This window comes from Lysinibacillus sp. NPDC047702 (genome assembly GCF_050272555.1).
In the GTDB taxonomy this organism is placed as follows: domain Bacteria; phylum Bacillota; class Bacilli; order Bacillales_A; family Planococcaceae; genus Lysinibacillus.
On sequence record NZ_JBNNMG010000026.1, the window covers coordinates 1 to 20,446 of the forward strand.

Sequence of the window (20,446 nt, forward strand, 5' to 3'; positions counted from 1 at the left end):
AAATAGCTTTCAACTTTATTTAAAGCCTCTACGTAAGCGTTGTAGTTTGCCTCTTGTGAAAAATCTGTGAACGGTTCGTGTTTGTATGGAATCATACTTTATCCTCCCTCATGAGATGTATATTGGTGTGCAAAAAACATTGACGCAAAATATTTTTGCGTATAAAATATTCTTACACTTATTATAATGCAAAATTTCGTTGCATATTTCAAGTAAAAAATTTTTTGAGGTGCATATTTTATGAAAAATTCTGAACCCTTATTACCTTTTTATGAGTTTATTGCAACAAATGTATCTGTTGGTATTCATGCTGTTGACCTATCTGGAAAAACCATTATTTATAATACAAAAATGAAAGAAATTGAAGGATTTCATTTTGATGAATTAGCAGATCGTTCTATTATTGAAATGTTTTCCTTTCGCCAGCATGAAAGTACTTTAATGCGTGTATTGCAAACAGGCAAGAAGGAAATTAATGTAAAACAAACCTATTGGAATAAAAATGGTCATGAAATAACAACTATTAATGATACTTTTCCTCTTTATGTCAGAAATAAACTAATTGGAGCAATAGAATTTGCTCGTGATATTACATCACTTGAAAAGCTTGTTTATCAGCCCCTTCGACGATATGGTGAACCTTTGACATTTGATATGATTACATCTGATTCTGAATCAATGCAACAGGTGATCGCAAATGCAAAAAAAGCAGCAGCTGTGAAATTACCTGTTTTACTAATCGGTGAATCTGGTACAGGAAAAGATTTAGTGGCAGAAGGTATTCACCATGCAGCTTCGACTGATCCTGAAGCATTTGTTACACTAGTAAGTCGTCGATCTGCGCAATCTGTTTTAGATAAATTGCAGGAACTCTTACAAGATGTTAAGGCATATACATTTTTCTTTGAACGCATCGATTTCTTAAATCTAGACATCCAGGAACAATTATTAGCAGTACTGCAATCCCTTCCTCAATCCAAATACATGCTAATTGGAAGTGTGGGGAGTGATCCAATTGCATTAATTGCAGAGGGTAAACTGTCTAAATCACTATATTATTTCTTTGCAACAATGGCGATTACTATTCCAAACCTAACAGATCGAAAAGAAGATATTGTGCCATTTGTAGATGATTACTTTAGCCGTCATCGAGAACGGTTTGCATCCAACGTGATGGACCTTGCACCTGATGTACAGGAATTATTCTTGCAATATGATTGGCCAGGTAACTTAAAAGAACTCGAACTATTGTTAGATGAAATTGTGTCCTTTATGACAACTGAATCTACAGTTACTTCGGATTTCCTGCCACTACATTTTCGCTTTAAGGTACAGCAACAAGATGCCTCCAATCGTGAACCAGAGTTCTTTATGTTTCATCAGCAAAATGACGTCATGCCTCTCGATGGTTATTTACGCGAAGCCGAATCATATTATGTGCAAAATGTCTTGAATTTATATGAAGGCAATATCACAAAAGCTGCAAATGCACTCGGTATGAGCCGTCAAAACCTGCAATATAGAATCCGCAAAATAAAAAAACAATAGACTAATGAATAAAAAAAACGAGGATACCTCCCACTAAAGGCATCCTCGTTTTCTTATTGTCCTGACTGTTCGATCCAGTCCTGTAATTTATCTTTTAGGGAATTAAAACCATTTGCATCTGACTCATCTACACGATCCTGCAATGATTTACGTGGTGGTGCATCTTTTTTACGTAAAGTCGCTGGGCGTTCTTGTAAAGCTCGAATCGATAAACTAATTTTTTCGGCCTCTTCATCGATTTCAAGTATTTTCACTTCCACCTCTTGCCCAACGGTTAAAAACTCGCTAACGTCCTTAACAAAGCCGTACGTAATTTCGGAAATATGCACAAGGCCCTGTGTATCTTCATCAAGCGCAACAAATGCACCATACGGCTGTATACCTGTAACTTTTCCGGTCAACACGTCTCCTAATTCATATTTTTTTACCATAACCTTTTGCCCACTTTCTTTTTGTTTGCTACGTATATATCACCTTAAATTATAACATACGTGCAAAAGCGGGGCAAAAAATCATCTCCTCAATCAATGATTCCAGATATACGATAATAGCCTTCCTTATTTTTTGAAAACTTAACAAGAAACTGCCTACCATATATATTCTGCTGCTCGCTCTTAATTCGAATAGCTACCATTGGATAACTCCCATCATACTCACCTAACTGACTGACAACATCAAAACTTTTTACCTTGCCTAACAAGCTGGTATCAAGCTTTGTCTCAGGGAGGGCTAAAGCCTTTTCTAAAGACTTATCGTCAATTGTTTTTGCATACAAATAGAGAGACACTATATTTAAGGGTCGTAGTTGATTAATAAACGTTTCAGAATCACTTTTCTTATATTGCTCATACACTGCCTCTATCTGCATCATTTCTTGCTCATTAATATCCACAATAATAAAATCATTATCATTAATTAATCCTGTAGTTTCTTCTCTTGTTTGCAAAATGATTATCCAAATATCGTAAGAAGATAACTTCGTTAATGTTGTGGAAATATTGCTTTTCTCTAGCTCTTTTAAAATTGTCACAGCAGTATTTTTAATAAGCTCTCCATACTTACCATCTGCTACATCTCGTAAAAAATTCAAATGATCCACATGAAGCTTCCCGTTGTAAGCAGGATATTTGGGGCTTCCTTTTAATAATACCAACCATGTATTTTCAAAAGTTTCTCTTAACACCTTATAAGCAGTTGAATCAGGATTGTTATCTGCTAATAAGGAACGTTCTATTATTTTTAAGGAACTAGCTGTTTCTTCTCGTGTATACCTTAAATCATCTGCTAATAATAAATATCCCTTTTCTAAATACTCAAAATAGCCAAAGATATCGGGATGCAGATTATTTATATTAGCTGACCGAAATTCACCATTAATTGGATCGGCTTTAAAATAGAATGAACCATTCTCATCCTTTCTCAATTCCATAAATTGAGCGTTTGCTGCATCAATTATCACCTTTAAATCAGGGTATTTATTAAAATTAATATCAGCTGACTTCCTTAAGAGGGGTTCATATGATTCTAGCAGACCACTATAAAACTCCTCAAGTTCAATGACACTATCTTCATATGTTAGATATACATTTAATGATTCATCATAGGTTAAATCATTCCTATCTTCTATAGTTTCTAGCGTTCTTCTTGGTGTCATTAATCTATTAAGAACAGTTTCCTCGGCATACTTTAAATACTGCTCGTCACTTTCCTGTAATCGTAAATTGTTTTTGGTGTAAAACTCTAACAAACTATCTGCAGTTTTAATAAATTGGAATGCATTCAGTTCATCAATTGAAACGTACAGCTCTTTTCGTATTTGCTCTTTTTTACTATTGTATTTTTTAGTGAGTCGCTCAGCCCAACCCTTCTCTTCTGTCTTTTTTTCATCTTCCTTTAAAGCCTTTTCTTCACTGCGCAAGCTTTCTGGTTGTTGAATAGCATAGGACGAAACAATAACACTAACTAAAAGCACACTTGCAATGCTAACAAACCAAACTGCCGGCTTCTGCCATTTTGAGGGAGGTTTTTGTTCTGAAAGATTTTCCTGCTCTTGCTGTACTTCGCGCTCTATCTCAATTTGTGCGAAAACTGCTTCTGGATCTAATTGCGGTTCCAAACGATTATAGGATTTTTTTAGAAGCTCCATACGTTGCTCAAACTGTCTATCATCCATTTTCAACACTCCCCTCTTGCAATAGCACGACTTTAATTTTTTCCTTTGCACGTAATAGTCGAATTTTGACTGTCGATAACGAGATATTAAGAATCTCTGCTATTTCTTCATACTTGAGTTCATGAAAATAAAATAATATAAGTGGATAACGATATTTTTCATTGAGTGCTTTAATGGCATTATGTAATACTCTATCCTCCTCAAAATTTAGCACATGCATTTCTGCCGAAGAGGATGGGAGCTGCCGCTGCACACTTAATCTTTCTTCCTTTGCTTGTTCTCGCTGCTCCTTACGATAATAGTCACGCGTGGCATTCAGTGTAATTTTATAAAGCCAAGTCGTAAAACGATCCTGTTTAAATTGATGTAAAAAACGATATAGCTTCACAAATACTTCCTGTGAAACATCTGCTAAATCATTACTATGTACGCCACATTGATAGGCAAATTTTTCAACTGTTTGTTGATGTATTTGAATAAGCTCTATATAGGCTTCTTTATCCCCTTGCTGTGCCTTCGCTATTAATTCAGCTTCCGTCAAATTGACCCCTCCTTTGTTTATGGAACGAATAAATACTTCTAATTGTTACAAAATTTAGTTGTTCTTACTTCAAAAAAAGCACTTTTATCAATATACACCTAGGATATAGCGTCTGGTTTTTCAAACTTGCTCGAAAAGCTCTCTTTAAAATCCGTGACATCCTCTGAGGACTTCATCTTGATTCATCGGACTACCTATAGGGAAAAAGTATTCTCCTGACGCTTCGCTTTCAGTGCAAAAACATTTGTTGCTGTCGCTACGCTTTCGCACAGTAATTTTGTTGCTGTCGTTGCACTTTCGAACAGTATTTTTGTTGCTGTCGTTGCACTTTCGCACAGTAATTTTGTTGCTGCCGCTACGTTTTCGTACAGTAAAGATCTACTGAATCAAGATAACAAAACCATATTTGTCATCATTCAACAATTTAACTGAATCGCATGCAGAAATCTATTATCAATTTTCTGATATTTGCTTGTGTTATGAAAATATTACGGTAAAATAAAACTTTAGTATAAGGAGGATTTATTTTCGTGTCATCGAGAGATCAATTTACAACTAAAATTGGATTTATTTTAGCTGCTGCTGGAAGTGCTATAGGATTAGGAGCTATCTGGAAGTTTCCTTATATGGCGGGCACAAATGGTGGCAGTGTTTTTATTTTATTATTCATCTTATGTACATTCTTTATCGGCCTTCCAGTGCTAATTGCTGAATTTATGATTGGCCGTCGTGGACAAAAAGATGCTGTAACATCGTTTAAGGAACAAGCACCTGGAAAACCGTGGTATTTAATTGGCTGGGGAGGCATGATTATTGCTGGACTTATCCTGTCATTCTACAGTGTTGTTGGTGGTTGGATTTTAAGCTATTTAGCTCGTGCATTTACATTACGGTTAACTAGCTCTAGTACCAATATAAATTATGCAGATTTATTTGGAAACATTATATCCAGCCCATTTGAAGCAGTTCTTGTCCAAGGACTATTCATGCTATTAACGGTAGTCATTGTATCAGCCGGTATCAAAGGTGGTATTGAAAAAGCGAGCACTTGGATGATGCCACTACTATTCATCTTTTTCATTGTATTAGTGATTCGCTCCTTAACATTGGACGGTGCAATGGAAGGTGTTAAGTTTATGTTTGTGCCTGACTGGTCATACTTCAATGCGGAAACATTTTTAATGGCGCTTGGACAAGCATTCTTTTCATTAAGTGTTGGTATTGCGGTAATGATTACGTATGCTTCCTACCTATCCAAAACCGAAAAAATAGGGAACTCTGCGATTAATGTTGCATCAATGAATATCATCATTTCCTTACTTGCGGGTTTGGTTATATTCCCAGCAGTGTTTGCGCTAGGGTATACGCCCGATCAGGGTCCTGGTCTCGTATTTATTATTTTACCTGCTGTTTTTGAGCAGTTACCACTTGGTGGATTATTTCTAACAATTTTCTTTATTCTTTTACTTTTTGCAACGGTAACATCTTCGATTTCTATGTTAGAAATTGTCGTTGCTATTGCTATTGGTGATAAGCCTGAAAAGCGTAAAAAAATTGCTTGGATTGGTGGCATCATTATTTTCATTTTTGGTATACCAAGCGCACTGTCATTTGGTATCCTATCAGATATAAAAGTTTTAGATCGCTCTATTTTTGACTTTGTTGACTTTTTGACGAATAGTATTGGGATGCCGATTGGAGCCTTACTAATTTCCATTTTTGCTGGCTATTACTATACAAAGGACATTTCACGAAAAGAGCTTGCTTCATCTAATCTAATGTTTATGATTTGGTATATTTTAATTCGTTATGTTTCGCCATTAGCCATTTTTATTATTTTTATTCAAGGAATTTTACCGCTGTTTAAATGAATTTCATCAAAAAAAAAACGAGGTCGTCACAACTTGATGGACAACCTCGTTTTCTATCATAGTTTTCTATCATAAAGCAAAGCCTTTGTTAAATAATACACTTTGCTTCGAATTTAATGGCAATTAGTTTGTATGATATGTCTACACAATCCTCAAATGGAATCCATTCTTCAAACGAATGCTCATAAGTTTCTTGTATAACCTTTGCAAGAATAGATGGATCATCAATACCTTGCAAAGCTGCTACAACATCTGCTGTTTCAGTATCATAATGGTCTGAACCTAAGTGGAATGGATCCCACTTCTCTAGCAGATGTACAGCTGCTTGATTCATTTTAATATTTTCCAAAATACTCACCTATTATCCTTTTATCATACTCGTATGATACCATAGTAAATAAAAAAGAAAAGAGTGATTTGCTTGTCTATTTTCGATCAAACTAATAAACGTCGTTGTACAAACTCTGTAAAATGGGATGCAATGGAAAAAGTATATGGACTAAAAGATGCTTCGGACATTCTGCCAATGTGGGTAGCCGACATGGACTTTACCGCACCAACAGCTGTAACAAAAGCAATGCAAGAGCATACTGAAAAAACGGTTTTCGGCTATAGTTTTGTTGGCGAGGAAGCAGTGCAGTCGATTATAGACTGGCAAAATACTCGTCATGATTGGCATATTGAAAAAGATTCGATTCTATTTTGTAATGGTGTAGTTGCTGCTTTAGCGAATTGCATTACAGGGTTGACAAATCCTGAAGATAAAGTACTTATTTCCTCACCAGTTTATCCGCCATTTTTTAATATTCCTAAAAGCAATGCTCGAGAGATCATTAGCTGTCCTTTGGTTGAGCAAGACGGTACATTTGTTTTTGACCTCGTAGCCTTTGAACAGGCATTATCTCAAAACATCAAAGCTTACATATTGTGCAATCCACATAATCCAGGTGGCTACGTATGGGATGAAGCAACGCTAAAAGAAATCGTGCGCCTTTGTGCAAAATACGATGTTTTGATTATTTCAGATGAAATTCACTCTGATTTAATGATTGATGGTGCAACCCATACACCACTTGCAAAAATTGCTGGTGCTGAAATTGATCGTATCATTACTTGTATGGCTCCAACAAAGACATTTAATTTAGCTGGTATACAAGTAGCCTATATGATTGTGACGGATAAGCGAAAACGTTTAAAATTAGAAGCCATAAATATGGCAAGCGGTCAAGGCTCATTAAATACCTTTGCTCCTGTTGCACTGCAAGCAGCTTACACAGAAGGCTCTTCATGGTTAGATGAGTTACTTACTTACATCTCCAAAAATATGGACTATGTCATCCAAGAATTAGAACAACTGCCAGGCATTCGCATCACAAAACCACAGAGCACCTATTTGCTTTGGATAGATTATCGAGAGCTAGCACTAGATGAAAAAGAAATGATGAAACGCCTATTTGAAAATGGTAAGCTGGCATTAGAGCCAGGAACTAAATATGGTGAAGAAGGACGAGGCTTCCTGCGTATGAATGTAGCTTGCTCCTTTGATACAGTCAAAGATGGTGTTCAGCGCTTTAAAAAAGCTCTACAACCATAATGAGCTAGTAGTGAAGGGTATCTCCTATTTGAGATATCCTTTTTATGTTTTAGAATTTCAAATTGGTGGAAAGGTTTGTTAGTTCCTTCTATCTTTTTCACAGGAATGTTATTAAATTTGCTTGAGGTGATTTACATGGAGTTAGTGCCATTAGCAATAGAACGAGCATACATGACCTTTTTATTTCCATTTGCTTATCAAATGAAATATCGTTCTCAGCTTAGCAATGTCCTTAAAAATGAGGGGTATTCCTTTTTTACACTAAACAAAAGTCCATTAGAAATCAAATGCGACGCTATAAAAGAAAATAAAAAATTGCCTCGTAGTCCTAAAGTGGCTACGAGGCAACTAGCATTCTTACCTTAAATATTTTGCTGATTGTTTGTTTTGCTCTTCTCAGCAAGAATACGTGCTTCAATTTCCTTAGATTTTATTTCTTGCTTTTTTGAAATTTTACGGAAAATCGTAAATACAGCAATACATAAGATAAGCATTACTAAAAATTCAAAAGCAGCAGGAATATAGCCTGATTTATCTTCAGGGAAATATAAAAATTGATACATTAAGGGTTTCATCTTTACACGTCCTTACAATTATTATTCAAAAACTGTAATTGACTCAATTTTCACATCTTCTAGAGGTTTGTCACGGAAATCTTTTTCAACCTCCGCTAATTTGTCAATAATATCCATTCCCTCAACCACATGACCAAATACTGTATGCTTATGATCTAACCAAGGTGTACCACCATTTTTTGCGTAAGCTTCAATGATTTCCTCTGGGAAGCCTGCACCTTGTAATTGGCGAAGCATATCACTTGGAAGGTGCTTCATTTGAACGATAAAGAATTGTGAACCATTAGTGTTTGGACCTGCATTTGCCATAGAAAGGGCACCACGAAGGTTAAATACTTGATCTGAGAACTCATCTTCGAAAGAGTTACCCCAAATAGATTCGCCACCCATACCTGTACCTGTTGGGTCACCACCTTGAATCATAAAATCTTGAATAACACGGTGGAAAATAATACCGTTATAGTAACCTGATTTTGCATGACCTAAGAAGTTTTCAACTGTTTTTGGTGCATGTTCTGGGAATAACTTAATTTTAACTGCACCTAACGTTGTTTTCATTTCTACAAGTACTTCGCCTGCTTGTACTTCTGATGTTAATTGTGGAAACATTGGAGTCTCTCCTTTAAATGTAATTTCAGTTTCGCTGAAAATGATAGTAGCTTATCATTTCTGACCTCATTTTAGTCTAACATACTTCCTACAGGTTTTCTTCACCAAAGTATTGACGATTTTTGCACTTTTACAATCATTTATTATCTAAATATAGTAAGAGAAATCAATACAGCCATCAAATTTCAAGAAAGTACAAATAGGTCCGAACGCGTATTTGGAAACCATCCAAATTATGTTATTCTGTTGAGGGACTCATAATATAGAGTGGAGGCACACATGAACAAGGCTTTTGGTTTTTTTATCATACTTCTATCCTTACCTGTCCTTTGGTGGGTTAGCACTAATATTAGAACAGAAATTAATACGGCAAAAGCACACGAAGAACAAATTGCTAGCGCTATTCATTTACCGGAAGTACAGGCACAGCTTCCCGTAACACTTATCGATCAAAACGGAGAAATTTTTAGTGAGGAGTATGTCGAATGGCGGCAGCCACTTACCTTACAAGAAATTCCACAAATTGCCCAGGAAATTTTTATAGCAAGTGAGGATGCTCATTTTTATGATCATATTGGCTTTGACTTCAGTGCAATCATTCGGGCAGTTGTAGCGAATTCAAATACCAACTCAGCTTCACAAGGTGGGAGTACTATTACACAACAACTTGTTCGAATGCGCTATTTATCGGATGAAAAAACTTATGAACGAAAATTAACAGAGCTTTTTTATGCGCATGAGCTTGAGAAAGAATTCGATAAAGATACGATTTTAACCATGTATTTAAATGAATCCTATTTTAGTAATCAGGTTTATGGAATTGGCGGTGCAGCTACCTATTATTTTCAAAAACCACTCAAGGAACTTTCTATTGCTGAGATGACTTTTATTGCAGCTATTCCAAATAACCCGTCACTGTACAACCCTTTAAAGAATTTCGATAACACCAAAGCCAGGCAGGAGCGACTATTAGACACACTTGCAGCGAGCGGTGCCATAACGCTAGAAGATGCCGCTAACTATAAGGCTGAACCCATTACATTGAATGTAAAAAGTAAAGTTCAACAGTATCCTACATACAGCACATATGTCCTACAAGAACTTAGATGGTTAGTGGCAGAAAAAGAAGGTTTTACAGATCGACTTGCCAATGCACCGAATGAGGAAGAAAAGAAAAATATCAAAGCACAGCTAGACAATCGACTCAATACATTATTTCAAAATGGACTAACAATCTATACAGCCCTTAATCCAAGCAAGCAATCACATGATGAAGAAAAAATGACAGCCATTTTAGGCGCTGGCAAATTACAGGCAGCAGGAGCAGTCATAGATAATAGTACACGCGAAATTATTAGCCTTTATGCAGGAAAAAATTACGAGAAATTTGATTATCATCGTGCCTTTCAAGGTACACGGCAGCCAGGCTCAGCCTTTAAACCACTAGCTGTCTATGCGCCGTTCTTTGAAACAACCGCACATACACCTGATACTATCGTTAATGGTGGGAGCTACTGTGTCGGATCATTTTGTCCTCAAAACTATGGGGGCTATACCTATGGAGATGTGCCAATTCGGGTAGCATTTCGTCATAGTTATAATACATCTGCCCTGCGACTCTTTAAGACGGTTGGCATTGAAACAGCATTCAATTATCTAGATCGTTTTCATTTTCGTTCTATCGTTGCAAAGGATCATGACTATGCTGCAGCATTAGGGGGATTAACATATGGCGTAACAGCACTTGAGCTGGCAGATGCCTATACTAGCTTTATAGACGGTTCCTATGTACTGACCCACAGTATACGTAAAGTGATAGCAGCTGATGGAACTGAGCTCTATAGTTGGAATACGGAGCGCGATCAAATTTGGACTCCAAAAACAGTAAAGTATATGCGTGCGCTGCTGGCAGATGTTGTTGCGAACGGTACAGGACAGGGTGTTTATAGTACAAGTAACTATATCGGTGCAAAAACTGGTACAACAAATGACTATCGTGACTACTGGCTTGCTGGCTTAACAGAAGAGCATACAGCAGCTGTGTGGCTTGGCTTCGATAAGCCACAATCTATGGAAAATTTAGAGGCCTATAAAATTCACCATCAGCTTTTTAATGTATTGCTGAAATAATTAAAGAAAAAGAGCAGTCCATAGTGAAGTCTCACTATTTGGACTGCTCTTTATCATTATATAATGCTTAACTAGCAAATGGTAAGCTCGCCAAAATACCATTATATAATTTTAAAACCACATAAACTAAAAGCGATAATAGTATGGTCCACATAAAAAGCTCAAAAACTAGTAAACCAATTGTTCCACCCATTGACATAAAATGGCTCATCTTATAAATAAGGTAGATAAAATAGATAAAAATAGTTAGCACAAAAATACCCACCAACACATAAATGAACTGAATGGCAAAGGCTGAACAAATTGCTCCGACAAATAAAATAATAAAGCCGCCCCGAGCCTGACTAACTGTCGCACCATCCTGATCTTTAGAAAAAAATAACATTCCTAACTCATGAATAGTTTCTCCCACTAATTTTAATGCTGAGAAAACCATAAAGAAAATCATGGCAAAGACAATTAGTAAAAACACACGGAGCTCAAAATCTGATAAAAATTCCCGCATACCTGAATACACGCCAATGGATCGGAAAATTTGCAAAGATTCTCCAACGGCATACATTCCAAATGTTAAACTAAACAATAAAATTGTAATTAATGGCAGATAACCATAAATATAAGGGTTCCTCATAAAAAATTTTTTTCCTCTATTTTTATTGATAACTTCCTATTTATAATATAGCCAAAATTCTTCCGTTATCGCAAGCTAAAACCTATACGTACATATGCATTCCTACAAAAAGTGCGCTATAATGGACACACTTACCTACATAAAGGAGGATTTTTTTGTTACAAGTACTTTATATTTTCATACCAATGCTTGCTGCGATATTAGTGCCCTTTTTATATAAAAGCATTAAAAATATTCACACAGGCTGGTTTGTTCTTGCAGTTCCTGCTACACTCGCGATTATATACACTTCTTATATCGCAAAAGTGGCAGACGGTGAAGTATTTCATGCAGAGCTTCCTTGGATTCCATCACTTGATATTTCCGTCGTTTCTTATTTAGATGGACTTAGCTTGCTATTTTCATTACTAATTACTGGAATCGGCTCACTGGTCGTGCTTTACTCCATTTTTTACTTAGATAAACATAAAGAAAAATTACATAATTTTTATGTTTACTTATTATTATTTATGACCGCTATGCTAGGTGTAGTACAATCTGATCATTTAATTACTTTGTACTTTTTCTGGGAATTAACGTCTATTTCATCATTTTTATTGATTGGCTACTGGTATACTCGTGATGCATCTCGGCTTGGTGCGCTTAAATCAATGATGATTACAGTCGGTGGCGGCTTAATGATGCTGGGAGGATTCATTCTTCTTTACCTAATGGGCGGAACATATTCAATTCGTCAACTGATTGTCCTTGCACCAGATTTAGTGCACCACCCATTGTTCACTTGGTCACTCATTTTATTACTTTTAGGAGCATTTACGAAATCCGCACAATTCCCATTCTACATTTGGCTGCCAGATGCAATGGAAGCGCCAACACCGGTTAGTGCCTACCTCCACTCCGCTACAATGGTAAAAGCAGGTATTTATTTAGTTGCACGCTTTACACCGATTTTTGCTGTTTCTGAGCTTTGGGTGTGGCTTGTTACAAGCATAGGTATCTTAACCTTATTCTGGGGTTCTTTCTTTGCAGTCAAGCAAACCGATTTAAAAGGAATTCTTGCTTTCTCAACAGTGAGTCAGCTTGGACTTATTATGTCATTGCTCGGTGCAAGTGCGGTAGCTTATCATACTAGTGGAGCAATAGATAGCATCAAGTATGCAGCCTTTGCAGCCATCTTCCATCTCATAAACCATGCAACCTTTAAAGGTAGCTTATTCATGATAGCAGGTATTATTGATCATGAAACAGGTACACGAGATATTCGTAAACTAGGTGGCTTAATGAGTATTATGCCAATTAGCTTTACAGTCGCGGCAATTGGTAGTTTATCAATGGCAGGTCTACCTCCATTTAATGGTTTCTTAAGTAAGGAAATGTTTTTAACTGCTATGCTGGCACTTCAAAATTTCGAATTTTTCGGCTTTGATACATGGGGGGTACTTTTCCCTATTATTGCTTGGATTGCTAGTATTTTTACATTTATTTATAGCTTTTATTTTGTCTTTCGAACATTTACTGGCAAATATACACCAGAAAAATTACCTCAGAAACCACATGAGGCTCCTATCGGTATGTTAATTTCGCCAATGATTTTAGCAGCATTAGTCATAGCAATATTCTTTATTCCGAATTTTGTCGGTGATACTTTTGTCAAGCCGGCTGTCCAAGCTATTCAGCCATTCCTCTATGACTCACCACAGGACATTGACATTCATGTAGCTGCTTGGCATGGTCGTATAACACCCGAATTACTTATGACAATTGGTATTGTCATTGTTGGTGTTTTATTGTTTGTAGCATTACCGAAATGGCAAGGTATGTACACAAGATTCCCACAGGCATTTACGTTAAACAATGCCTACGATAAAATGATGCTTGGTCTTGATGCGGGCTTAAATCGCGTATCACGAATTTATATGACAGGCTCTATGCGCCACTATTTACTTTATATGTTTAGCAGCATTGCAGCGATTGTCATAGGCTCTTTATTTGTAAAGAATGCCTTTACATTCTCTTTCCAAGATACGGCACCTATTCGCTTGTATGAGATTATTTTAGTGGTGGTTTTAGTCATTGGTACAGCCATTACAATTTTAGCAAAATCACGTCTAACAGCCATTATAGGGCTTGGATCTGTTGGTTATACAGTGGCATTATTCTTTGTTATTTTTAATGCTCCTGATTTAGCATTAACACAGCTAGTTATTGAAACAATCTCTGTTGCATTATTTTTATTAGCATTTTACCATCTCCCTAAGCTTGGGAAACGCGAGGAACGCATGAGATTCCAATTAAATCGTGCGATTGTTTCAATTGCTGTTGGTGTTATGGTTACACTTGTAGCACTGTCCGCACATTCACAAAAATTGATTCCAACGATTTCGAAGTATTATGAGGAAACAGTTTATTCAAAAGCTGGCGGTGGTAACATTGTTAATGTGATTTTAGTAGACTATCGTGGCTTCGATACATTATTTGAAATTACTGTACTAGGTATTGCTGGCATGGCCATTTTATCAATGATTAAGTTACGTATGAATAGAAAGGAGAAACCGCATGAAAACAAATGATGTCATTATACAATTTACAGCAAAAATTGTATTCTTCATTATTTTCTTCTTTTCCATTCATATTTTTCTGGCTGGTCATTATACACCAGGAGGAGGTTTCGTCGGTGGACTTCTAACATCTAGTGCCATTGTGCTCCTAGTACTTGCCTTTGATTTAAAGACAGTCCGCCATGTTTTACCTATTAATTATACGTATTTAACAGCAATTGGCTTGTTATTAGCCCTTGCAACTGCTGCTTTCCCAATGTTTGTTGGCAAGCCATTTTTCACACATTTTTTTGATTATTTCAATTTACCGCTTCTTGGCAAACAGTCACTTCACACGGCTATGCTTTTTGATAGTGGTGTCTATTTGGTTGTTGTCGGAGTTACGATGACCATTATTCAAACGATTGGGGAGGATGAATAATGGAAATAATTATGGCCTTTGTCATAGGCTTTCTGTTTATGGCAGCGATTTATTTAATCTTATCCAAAAGCTTATTACGTATCATCATAGGAACTGGTCTTTTAAGCCATGGTGCGCATCTGCTTATTTTAACAATGGGCGGACTTGGAGGAGAAGCACCACCTGTTTTAAATGAAGGTGCGAAAACATTTGCAGACCCATTACCTCAGGCTCTCATTTTAACAGCCATTGTTATTAGCTTTGGGGTAACAGCATTTTTCCTTGTACTTGCCTATCGTTCCTATCAGGAGCTAGAAACAGATGATATTAGCTTAATGAAAGGAACTGATGAGGATGAATAACTTCCTTCTACTGCCCATTATCATTCCTTTCTTCTTCGGCATGATTTTAATGTTTGGGCAAAAAAACCTAAAATATCAGCGAACATTTTCACTACTTGGTATAGGCATTGCACTTATATCGGCCATTTCACTTCTTATGAAAGTTAAAAATGATGGCATACAAAAGGTAACATTTGGCGACTGGCCTGTGCCATTCGGTATTACGATGGTGTCTGATATGGTATCTGTATTACTTGTCACAACAACACTGCTGATTGCATTTTTTGTAGTTTGGTATGGCTTTGGTTCCATCACAAAGGAGCGAGAGCGCTTCTTCTACTATCCTGGGATCATGTTTATTTTAACTGGGGTAAACGGAGCATTTACTACAGGTGATATTTTCAACCTTTTCGTATTCTTCGAGGTATTGTTAATGGCTTCGTACCTGCTAATTGTTTTAGGAGGAGAAAAAGGACAGCTAAAAGGCTCAATTAAATATATATTAATCAATGTGATTTCTTCAGCATTATTCGTTATAACAGTGGCCTTCCTATACTCTGTAGTTGGAACCTTAAATATGGCAGATATCGCTGTAAAAATAGCTGAAATCAATCAGCCTGGTATTGTTACTGTTATAGCTGTACTGTTTTTAATGGTATTTGGTTTAAAAGCGGCAATTTTCCCGCTCTATTTCTGGCTTCCAACCTCTTATGCGGCAGCGCCAATACCAGTGCTAACACTATTTGGTGCATTATTAACAAAGGTCGGTATTTATGCCATTACACGCACATATACGCTGTTCTTTGTGCATGATTTATCCTATACACATGATTTACTAATGGCTCTAGCTATTGCAACCATAGCAGCTGGCTGTATTGGAGCACTTGCATACTTTGATGTTAAACTTATTATCATTTACAACATTGTTATTGCAGTAGGCGTTATTTTATTCGGTGTCTCTCAAATGAACGAAGCTTCCTTAAAAGGGGCCATGTTTTATTTAGTGCATGATATGTTGATTAAGGCAGCTCTATTTATGCTAATCGGTATTGTGATCTATATTACAGGTACATCCGATTTACGAAAAATGGGTGGCCTTATGAAAAAATATCCTGCTCTTGGCTGGTTTTATTTAATTGCTGCGTTTGGCTTAGCAGGAATTCCGCCACTTAGTGGATTTGTCGGAAAGCTTCTTATTGCACAAGGAGGCTTTGAGGCGGGCAGTATGTGGAGTAGTATTTTTATTTTAGCTTCATCACTTCTCGTATTATTGTCTGTGATTCGTATTTTCCTTTACGCTTTCTGGGGTGAAGAAAAAGCAACAACAGGTACGGTCGATAAAAAAGTCTACCAAACACTATTTGTGCCTACTGTTCTTTTAGTGCTTATTACTGTAGCCTATGGTGTGGGATCTGAGTGGATTACACCATTTATGGATGATGCGGCAAAACTATTACATGATCCATCTATTTATATAGATGCTGTTATGAAGGGGGATTGAAGCTATGGCATTTCAAATTATTTTAAATTTTGTACTTGCCTTCGTCTGGATGTTCCTTTCTTCTAATTACACAGTAGCGGGCTTTATTGTAGGATTCCTTCTCGGTATTCTATTGCTTATTATGATGCGGAGATTTTTTGCAGCACGTCTCTATGTCTACCGTATTTGGGCAATTATTAAACTAACTTTACTGTTTTTAAAGGAATTAGTATTAGCAAATATCCAAGTTCTTCAAGTGGTCTTAAAGCCTAAATTGGATATGCAGCCAGCATTCTTTGCTTATCCTACTGTTCTAAAACAAGAATGGGAAATTACCCTATTATCAAGTCTTATTACCTTAACACCAGGTACAGTAGTTGTTCATGTATCTGACGATGCGAAAACGTTATATGTACATGCAATCGATATTAGTGATGTCGATGAAGCAATTGCAGCAATTCGAGATTCCTTTGAGAAAGCGATTTTGGAGGTGAGTAAATCATGACAACGTTTATTATGGCTGCGATTGTAGTGATTTGCTTATCAATGATAGCCGTTATTTATCGAATGGTTAAAGGACCTTCTGCATCCGATCGCGTTGTCGCTTTGGATTCATTAGGTGTGTCACTCATTTCGTTAATTGGACTATTCTCCATATTAGTAGAGACAAGCTTCTTCCTTGAGATTATATTATTGTTAGCGATTTTATCATTTATCGGTACAGTAGCTTTCTCTAAATTTATAGAGAAAGGAGATATCATTAAACGTGACAATTCTCGCTAATAGTTTAGTTATCTTTTTTATTTCTGTCGGCGTACTGTTTATTGTTGTAACGGCCATTGGTCTTATTCGCTTACCTGATTTGTACACTCGGGCTCACGCTGCCTCAAAGAGTGCAACATTAGGTGTCATGTGTATACTGATTGGCGTATTCTTTCACTTTTGGCTTATCGAGGACCACTTTAATCCCCGTATTTTGCTAGGTATTTTGTTTTTATTTATCACTGGACCAGTTGGAGGTCATATTATGACTCGCTCCTCGTATATCGCTGGTGTAAAACCCTGGAAAGGCACTGTCCGCGATGAGCTTGGACCAGAAATTGAACGCATGAAAAAGGAACAAGGCATAAAATAAAGATAAAACGATGGCCAATGAAATCATCTAGACTTCATTGGCCATTTTTAACTATTCGATAGCATAAAAAACTCTCTCTCCAAACCGATACCTTCCCAAAATTCGAGTGCTAAGTCATTTTCTAAATCCACATAAACATTTATGACAGAAGTATCGTGCTTTTCATCAAACCAATTTACCAACTCTTCTACCAGACGTTTAGCAATCTTCTGTCGTCTATAGGCTGGTAAAACATAGATTTCATCGATTTGACCATAGATCATATCATACAATAAATCCTTTTTCATAGAAGCCAACCCGAAGCCTATAATTTCATGGCTTTCATTAGTTGCGATATAAATAGCCCCATATTGTGATTGCAAATATTGTTCTAGTTGATTTTGAATACCCTCTCTATCACTTTTCTCTAATTCACAATCTGCCGTTTCTTTCGCATTTTCATTCCATAATCCCAATATTTCATCTACTATTTTTTGATTCATACTATCCTTTGTTAGTAACTGAATATGTATGTTCATCTTAGACAACTCCTATACTATTTGATCAATTTTCGCCTCGGCGTAATTGTGTCCGGATTTTGAATTGTACCCAGGCCTGCACGAGGTAGAACAGTTAGCCGTTTTCGCAGGATGCGAAGGTTTTAGGTTAACATCCTTTATTCCTTCCTTTTAAAATCCGTGACATCCGCCGGAGGATTTAGGCCAACCTATGTTGGTCACTCAGGCGTTTTCACAGGATGTGAAGATTTTAGCATGAGTTCCTCTATTTCAGTAGGTGTTTGGACACTCACTGAAAAGGAACCAAAACTGCATTCATCTCACCACCTGTAGAGGTGGGAGTCTTCTACTGAATGAAGATAAATCTATCATCTCACAACATATAGTTTTACTCTAATAAAAAAATCTGCTTCTTAAAAGCAAGCAGATTCTTTAAAATTATATATATCCTCTTGATGTTAAAATGTCAGTAAGCTGGTCTACACATACTTCAATGGAGTTAAGTTCTGTATCTAAAATAATTTCTGGATTTTCTGGCTCTTCATAGGGTGCACTAATCCCTGTAAAGTTTGGGATTTCAGCATTACGTGCCTTTTTATAAAGTCCCTTTGGATCACGCTGTTCACATGTCTCTACAGAGCATTTCACATAGACTTCTATAAATTCCCCCTCCTCTACAAGCGCTCGTACAACTTGACGATCCTCTCGATAGGGAGATATAAAGGCTGTTAAAACAATTTGACCATTTTCCACAAAGAGCTTTGAAACTTCTCCAATGCGTCGAATATTTTCCTTTCGTCCTGCTTCATCAAATCCTAAATCCTTATTCAAGCCATGACGAACATTATCACCATCTAGGACAAAGGCTTGATTGCCACGGTCAAAAAGTCGACGTGCGAAAGCATTTGCTACAGAAGATTTTCCTGAGGCAGATAAGCCCGTGAACCATAAAATAAAGCTTTGATGCTTGTTTTGTGTGCGACGCTCCTCTTTCGTAATGGAAGCCTCATGCCAAACAATATTGGAACTCATTTTAAAACCTCCTTACGCATTCCCTTAATCAACACATCCACTACCTCTTTGCGACTAAACGAATTTGGTGGCACTTCACCATTACGCAGCATTTCACGAACCTTTGTACCCGATAAAATCACATGTGCTGTACTATCATGCGGACAAGTTTTAGTGGTTGCCATCCCCTCACAATTGTTGCAATAGAAGCTATGCTCAAACTTAAGCGGGACAATTCCTAATTCATCTTCTGTAAATTGCTCAAATATTTTTTGTGCATCATATGTGCCATAGTAATCACCAACACCTGCATGATCACGCCCAACGATAAAGTGCGTACAGCCATAATTTTTCCTTACAAGTGCATGGAAGATGGCTTCTTTTGGTCCTGCATAGCGCATGGCAGCAGGGAACACGCCTAACTGCACACGATTTTTTGGATAATAATTTTGTAGTAAAACTTCGTAACTTTCCATGCGAATTGCTGCTGATACATCGTCTGATTTTGTTTCTCCAACAAGCGGGTTCAAAAAAAGTCCATCTATCGTTTCTAACGCAGCCTTTTGAATATATTCATGTGCTCGATGCACAGGATTACGTGTTTGGAAACCAACAATTGTTTTCCAGCCTTTGTCTGCAAACAACTGACGCGTCTCAATCGGATCAAAGGAATACGCAGGAAACTTTTGTTCAAGACGTTTAGTTAATGTAATTTTACCACCCACATAAATACTTGGACGTTCATGCAGTTTCTTAACACCTGGATGCTCCAAATCCTCTGTGCCATATACTAGTAACGCCTCTTTTCGTTTATTTGGCTCATAAATATCAGCAACCTCAATCACACCATAAACTTCGTTAGCATAAACCAGCTTTGCCTCATCTCCAGGCTGTAAAGTTATTGCGACTTCCTTTGTTACAGGTAATGTAATCGGAATACTCCATACCGCACCAGATGCTAGACGTGTATGTTCCACAACAGATTCATAATCTTCCCTAGTTAAAAATCCTTCAATCGGACTGTAACCACCTATTGCAATTAGCTCCAAATCACTGAGAGAGATGACATCAATCTCTATTGCTTTATTTATATTCGTCACATCTTTCTCCGGATGAAAAGCTTGCACTAATTGACCGCCATGTGGTTGTAAACTCATAAAAAATTCCTCCTAATTTTATAAAAATACTACGTTATATAGTTTAGTTTGGGTATTGATTTAGCTATTTGATTAATTTTTTTGTTTTTCTTAATTAGGTTTTAAACTTTTTGATCAGGTTCTCGTTATAGTTGATCAGGTTCCACGCTGTTTTGATCGGCTTCTTATTATAGTTGATCAGGTACCCCTCTTTAT

At 36.9% G+C, this 20,446-nt stretch carries 21 protein-coding genes; 11 read left to right on the top strand and 10 right to left on the bottom strand.

Features of this window, described 5'->3' with window-relative positions; genetic code table 11:
- Window positions 1–240 precede the first annotated feature (240 nt).
- Window positions 241–1,548, top strand: coding sequence for a sigma 54-interacting transcriptional regulator (locus ACQKIM_RS13670; RefSeq protein ID WP_427544765.1), 1,308 nt, complete (start codon window positions 241–243; stop codon window positions 1,546–1,548).
- A gap of 53 nt (window positions 1,549–1,601) precedes the next feature.
- Here ACQKIM_RS13670 and yugI read toward each other — a convergent pair whose 3' ends face one another.
- The 3 genes from yugI to ACQKIM_RS13685 all read right to left on the bottom strand — a co-directional run bounded on the left by yugI (window position 1,602) and on the right by ACQKIM_RS13685 (window position 4,262).
- Window positions 1,602–1,979 (bottom strand): S1 domain-containing post-transcriptional regulator GSP13, encoded by a 378-nt coding sequence (gene yugI / locus ACQKIM_RS13675; protein ID WP_427544767.1) that lies wholly within the window; start codon window positions 1,977–1,979, stop codon window positions 1,602–1,604.
- Window positions 1,980–2,068: 89 nt separating this feature from the next.
- Window positions 2,069–3,721 (bottom strand): hypothetical protein, encoded by a 1,653-nt coding sequence (locus ACQKIM_RS13680; protein ID WP_427544769.1) that lies wholly within the window; start codon window positions 3,719–3,721, stop codon window positions 2,069–2,071.
- Entirely contained in the window at window positions 3,714–4,262 is a 549-nt protein-coding gene (locus ACQKIM_RS13685; protein WP_427544771.1) for an RNA polymerase sigma factor, read from the bottom strand. Before ACQKIM_RS13685 ends, ACQKIM_RS13680 begins: the two co-directional genes overlap by 8 nt.
- Before the next feature lie 530 nt (window positions 4,263–4,792).
- Between ACQKIM_RS13685 and ACQKIM_RS13690 the strand changes: the two genes are divergently transcribed.
- A complete protein-coding gene (locus ACQKIM_RS13690) occupies window positions 4,793–6,133 on the top strand; it encodes a sodium-dependent transporter (RefSeq protein WP_427544773.1) in 1,341 nt (446 codons plus the stop codon).
- An 88-nt stretch (window positions 6,134–6,221) separates the two neighbouring features.
- Here ACQKIM_RS13690 and ACQKIM_RS13695 read toward each other — a convergent pair whose 3' ends face one another.
- Window positions 6,222–6,482 (bottom strand): DUF1871 family protein, encoded by a 261-nt coding sequence (locus tag ACQKIM_RS13695; protein WP_427544775.1) that lies wholly within the window; start codon window positions 6,480–6,482, stop codon window positions 6,222–6,224.
- Between the two features lie 72 nt (window positions 6,483–6,554).
- On the opposite strand from ACQKIM_RS13695, the gene ACQKIM_RS13700 reads away from it, so the two are divergent.
- A complete protein-coding gene (locus ACQKIM_RS13700; RefSeq protein ID WP_427544777.1) occupies window positions 6,555–7,727 on the top strand; it encodes a MalY/PatB family protein in 1,173 nt (390 codons plus the stop codon).
- 362 nt (window positions 7,728–8,089) lie between these two features.
- On the opposite strand, the gene ACQKIM_RS13705 is transcribed toward ACQKIM_RS13700, so the two are convergent.
- Window positions 8,090–8,302: a hypothetical protein gene (locus ACQKIM_RS13705; protein WP_427544778.1), complete on the bottom strand. Its 213-nt coding sequence runs from the start codon at window positions 8,300–8,302 to the stop codon at window positions 8,090–8,092.
- Between the two features lie 21 nt (window positions 8,303–8,323).
- On the bottom strand, window positions 8,324–8,911 hold the full coding sequence (locus ACQKIM_RS13710; RefSeq protein WP_427544780.1) for a peptidylprolyl isomerase: 588 nt from the start codon (window positions 8,909–8,911) through the stop codon (window positions 8,324–8,326).
- 279 nt (window positions 8,912–9,190) lie between these two features.
- On the opposite strand from ACQKIM_RS13710, the gene ACQKIM_RS13715 reads away from it, so the two are divergent.
- Window positions 9,191–11,041 (top strand): transglycosylase domain-containing protein, encoded by a 1,851-nt coding sequence (locus ACQKIM_RS13715; RefSeq protein WP_427544782.1) that lies wholly within the window; start codon window positions 9,191–9,193, stop codon window positions 11,039–11,041.
- A gap of 67 nt (window positions 11,042–11,108) precedes the next feature.
- Here the strand turns inward: ACQKIM_RS13715 and ACQKIM_RS13720 are convergent, their stop codons facing one another.
- On the bottom strand, window positions 11,109–11,672 hold the full coding sequence (locus tag ACQKIM_RS13720; RefSeq protein WP_427544784.1) for a DUF5366 family protein: 564 nt from the start codon (window positions 11,670–11,672) through the stop codon (window positions 11,109–11,111).
- Window positions 11,673–11,827: 155 nt separating this feature from the next.
- On the opposite strand from ACQKIM_RS13720, the gene ACQKIM_RS13725 reads away from it, so the two are divergent.
- Genes ACQKIM_RS13725 through mnhG form a run of 7 tightly spaced genes read left to right on the top strand, consistent with a single transcriptional unit; the run spans window position 11,828 to window position 17,586 of the window.
- On the top strand, window positions 11,828–14,242 hold the full coding sequence (locus tag ACQKIM_RS13725; RefSeq protein WP_427544786.1) for a Na+/H+ antiporter subunit A: 2,415 nt from the start codon (window positions 11,828–11,830) through the stop codon (window positions 14,240–14,242).
- Entirely contained in the window at window positions 14,229–14,651 is a 423-nt protein-coding gene (locus ACQKIM_RS13730) for a Na(+)/H(+) antiporter subunit B (protein ID WP_427544788.1), read from the top strand. Before ACQKIM_RS13725 ends, ACQKIM_RS13730 begins: the two co-directional genes overlap by 14 nt.
- Window positions 14,651–14,992, top strand: coding sequence for a Na(+)/H(+) antiporter subunit C (locus tag ACQKIM_RS13735; protein WP_427544790.1), 342 nt, complete (start codon window positions 14,651–14,653; stop codon window positions 14,990–14,992). Before ACQKIM_RS13730 ends, ACQKIM_RS13735 begins: the two co-directional genes overlap by 1 nt.
- Window positions 14,985–16,472 carry a Na+/H+ antiporter subunit D gene (locus ACQKIM_RS13740; RefSeq protein ID WP_427544792.1) on the top strand — a complete coding sequence of 496 codons (1,488 nt, stop codon included), beginning with the start codon at window positions 14,985–14,987 and terminating at the stop codon, window positions 16,470–16,472. Before ACQKIM_RS13735 ends, ACQKIM_RS13740 begins: the two co-directional genes overlap by 8 nt.
- Before the next feature lie 4 nt (window positions 16,473–16,476).
- On the top strand, window positions 16,477–16,956 hold the full coding sequence (locus tag ACQKIM_RS13745) for a Na+/H+ antiporter subunit E (RefSeq protein ID WP_427544794.1): 480 nt from the start codon (window positions 16,477–16,479) through the stop codon (window positions 16,954–16,956).
- Entirely contained in the window at window positions 16,953–17,234 is a 282-nt protein-coding gene (locus ACQKIM_RS13750) for a Na(+)/H(+) antiporter subunit F1 (RefSeq protein WP_427544796.1), read from the top strand. Before ACQKIM_RS13745 ends, ACQKIM_RS13750 begins: the two co-directional genes overlap by 4 nt.
- Window positions 17,218–17,586 carry a monovalent cation/H(+) antiporter subunit G gene (mnhG, locus tag ACQKIM_RS13755; RefSeq protein WP_286924689.1) on the top strand — a complete coding sequence of 123 codons (369 nt, stop codon included), beginning with the start codon at window positions 17,218–17,220 and terminating at the stop codon, window positions 17,584–17,586. The genes ACQKIM_RS13750 and mnhG overlap by 17 nt, the downstream gene beginning before the upstream one ends.
- Before the next feature lie 47 nt (window positions 17,587–17,633).
- On the opposite strand, the gene ACQKIM_RS13760 is transcribed toward mnhG, so the two are convergent.
- From ACQKIM_RS13760 to sat, 3 genes are all read right to left on the bottom strand, one after another.
- On the bottom strand, window positions 17,634–18,104 hold the full coding sequence (locus ACQKIM_RS13760) for a GNAT family N-acetyltransferase (RefSeq protein WP_427544798.1): 471 nt from the start codon (window positions 18,102–18,104) through the stop codon (window positions 17,634–17,636).
- A gap of 417 nt (window positions 18,105–18,521) precedes the next feature.
- A complete protein-coding gene (gene cysC / locus ACQKIM_RS13765; protein WP_427544800.1) occupies window positions 18,522–19,115 on the bottom strand; it encodes an adenylyl-sulfate kinase in 594 nt (197 codons plus the stop codon).
- A complete protein-coding gene (gene sat / locus ACQKIM_RS13770) occupies window positions 19,112–20,251 on the bottom strand; it encodes a sulfate adenylyltransferase (RefSeq protein ID WP_427544802.1) in 1,140 nt (379 codons plus the stop codon). The genes cysC and sat overlap by 4 nt, the downstream gene beginning before the upstream one ends.
- Window positions 20,252–20,446 lie beyond the last annotated feature (195 nt).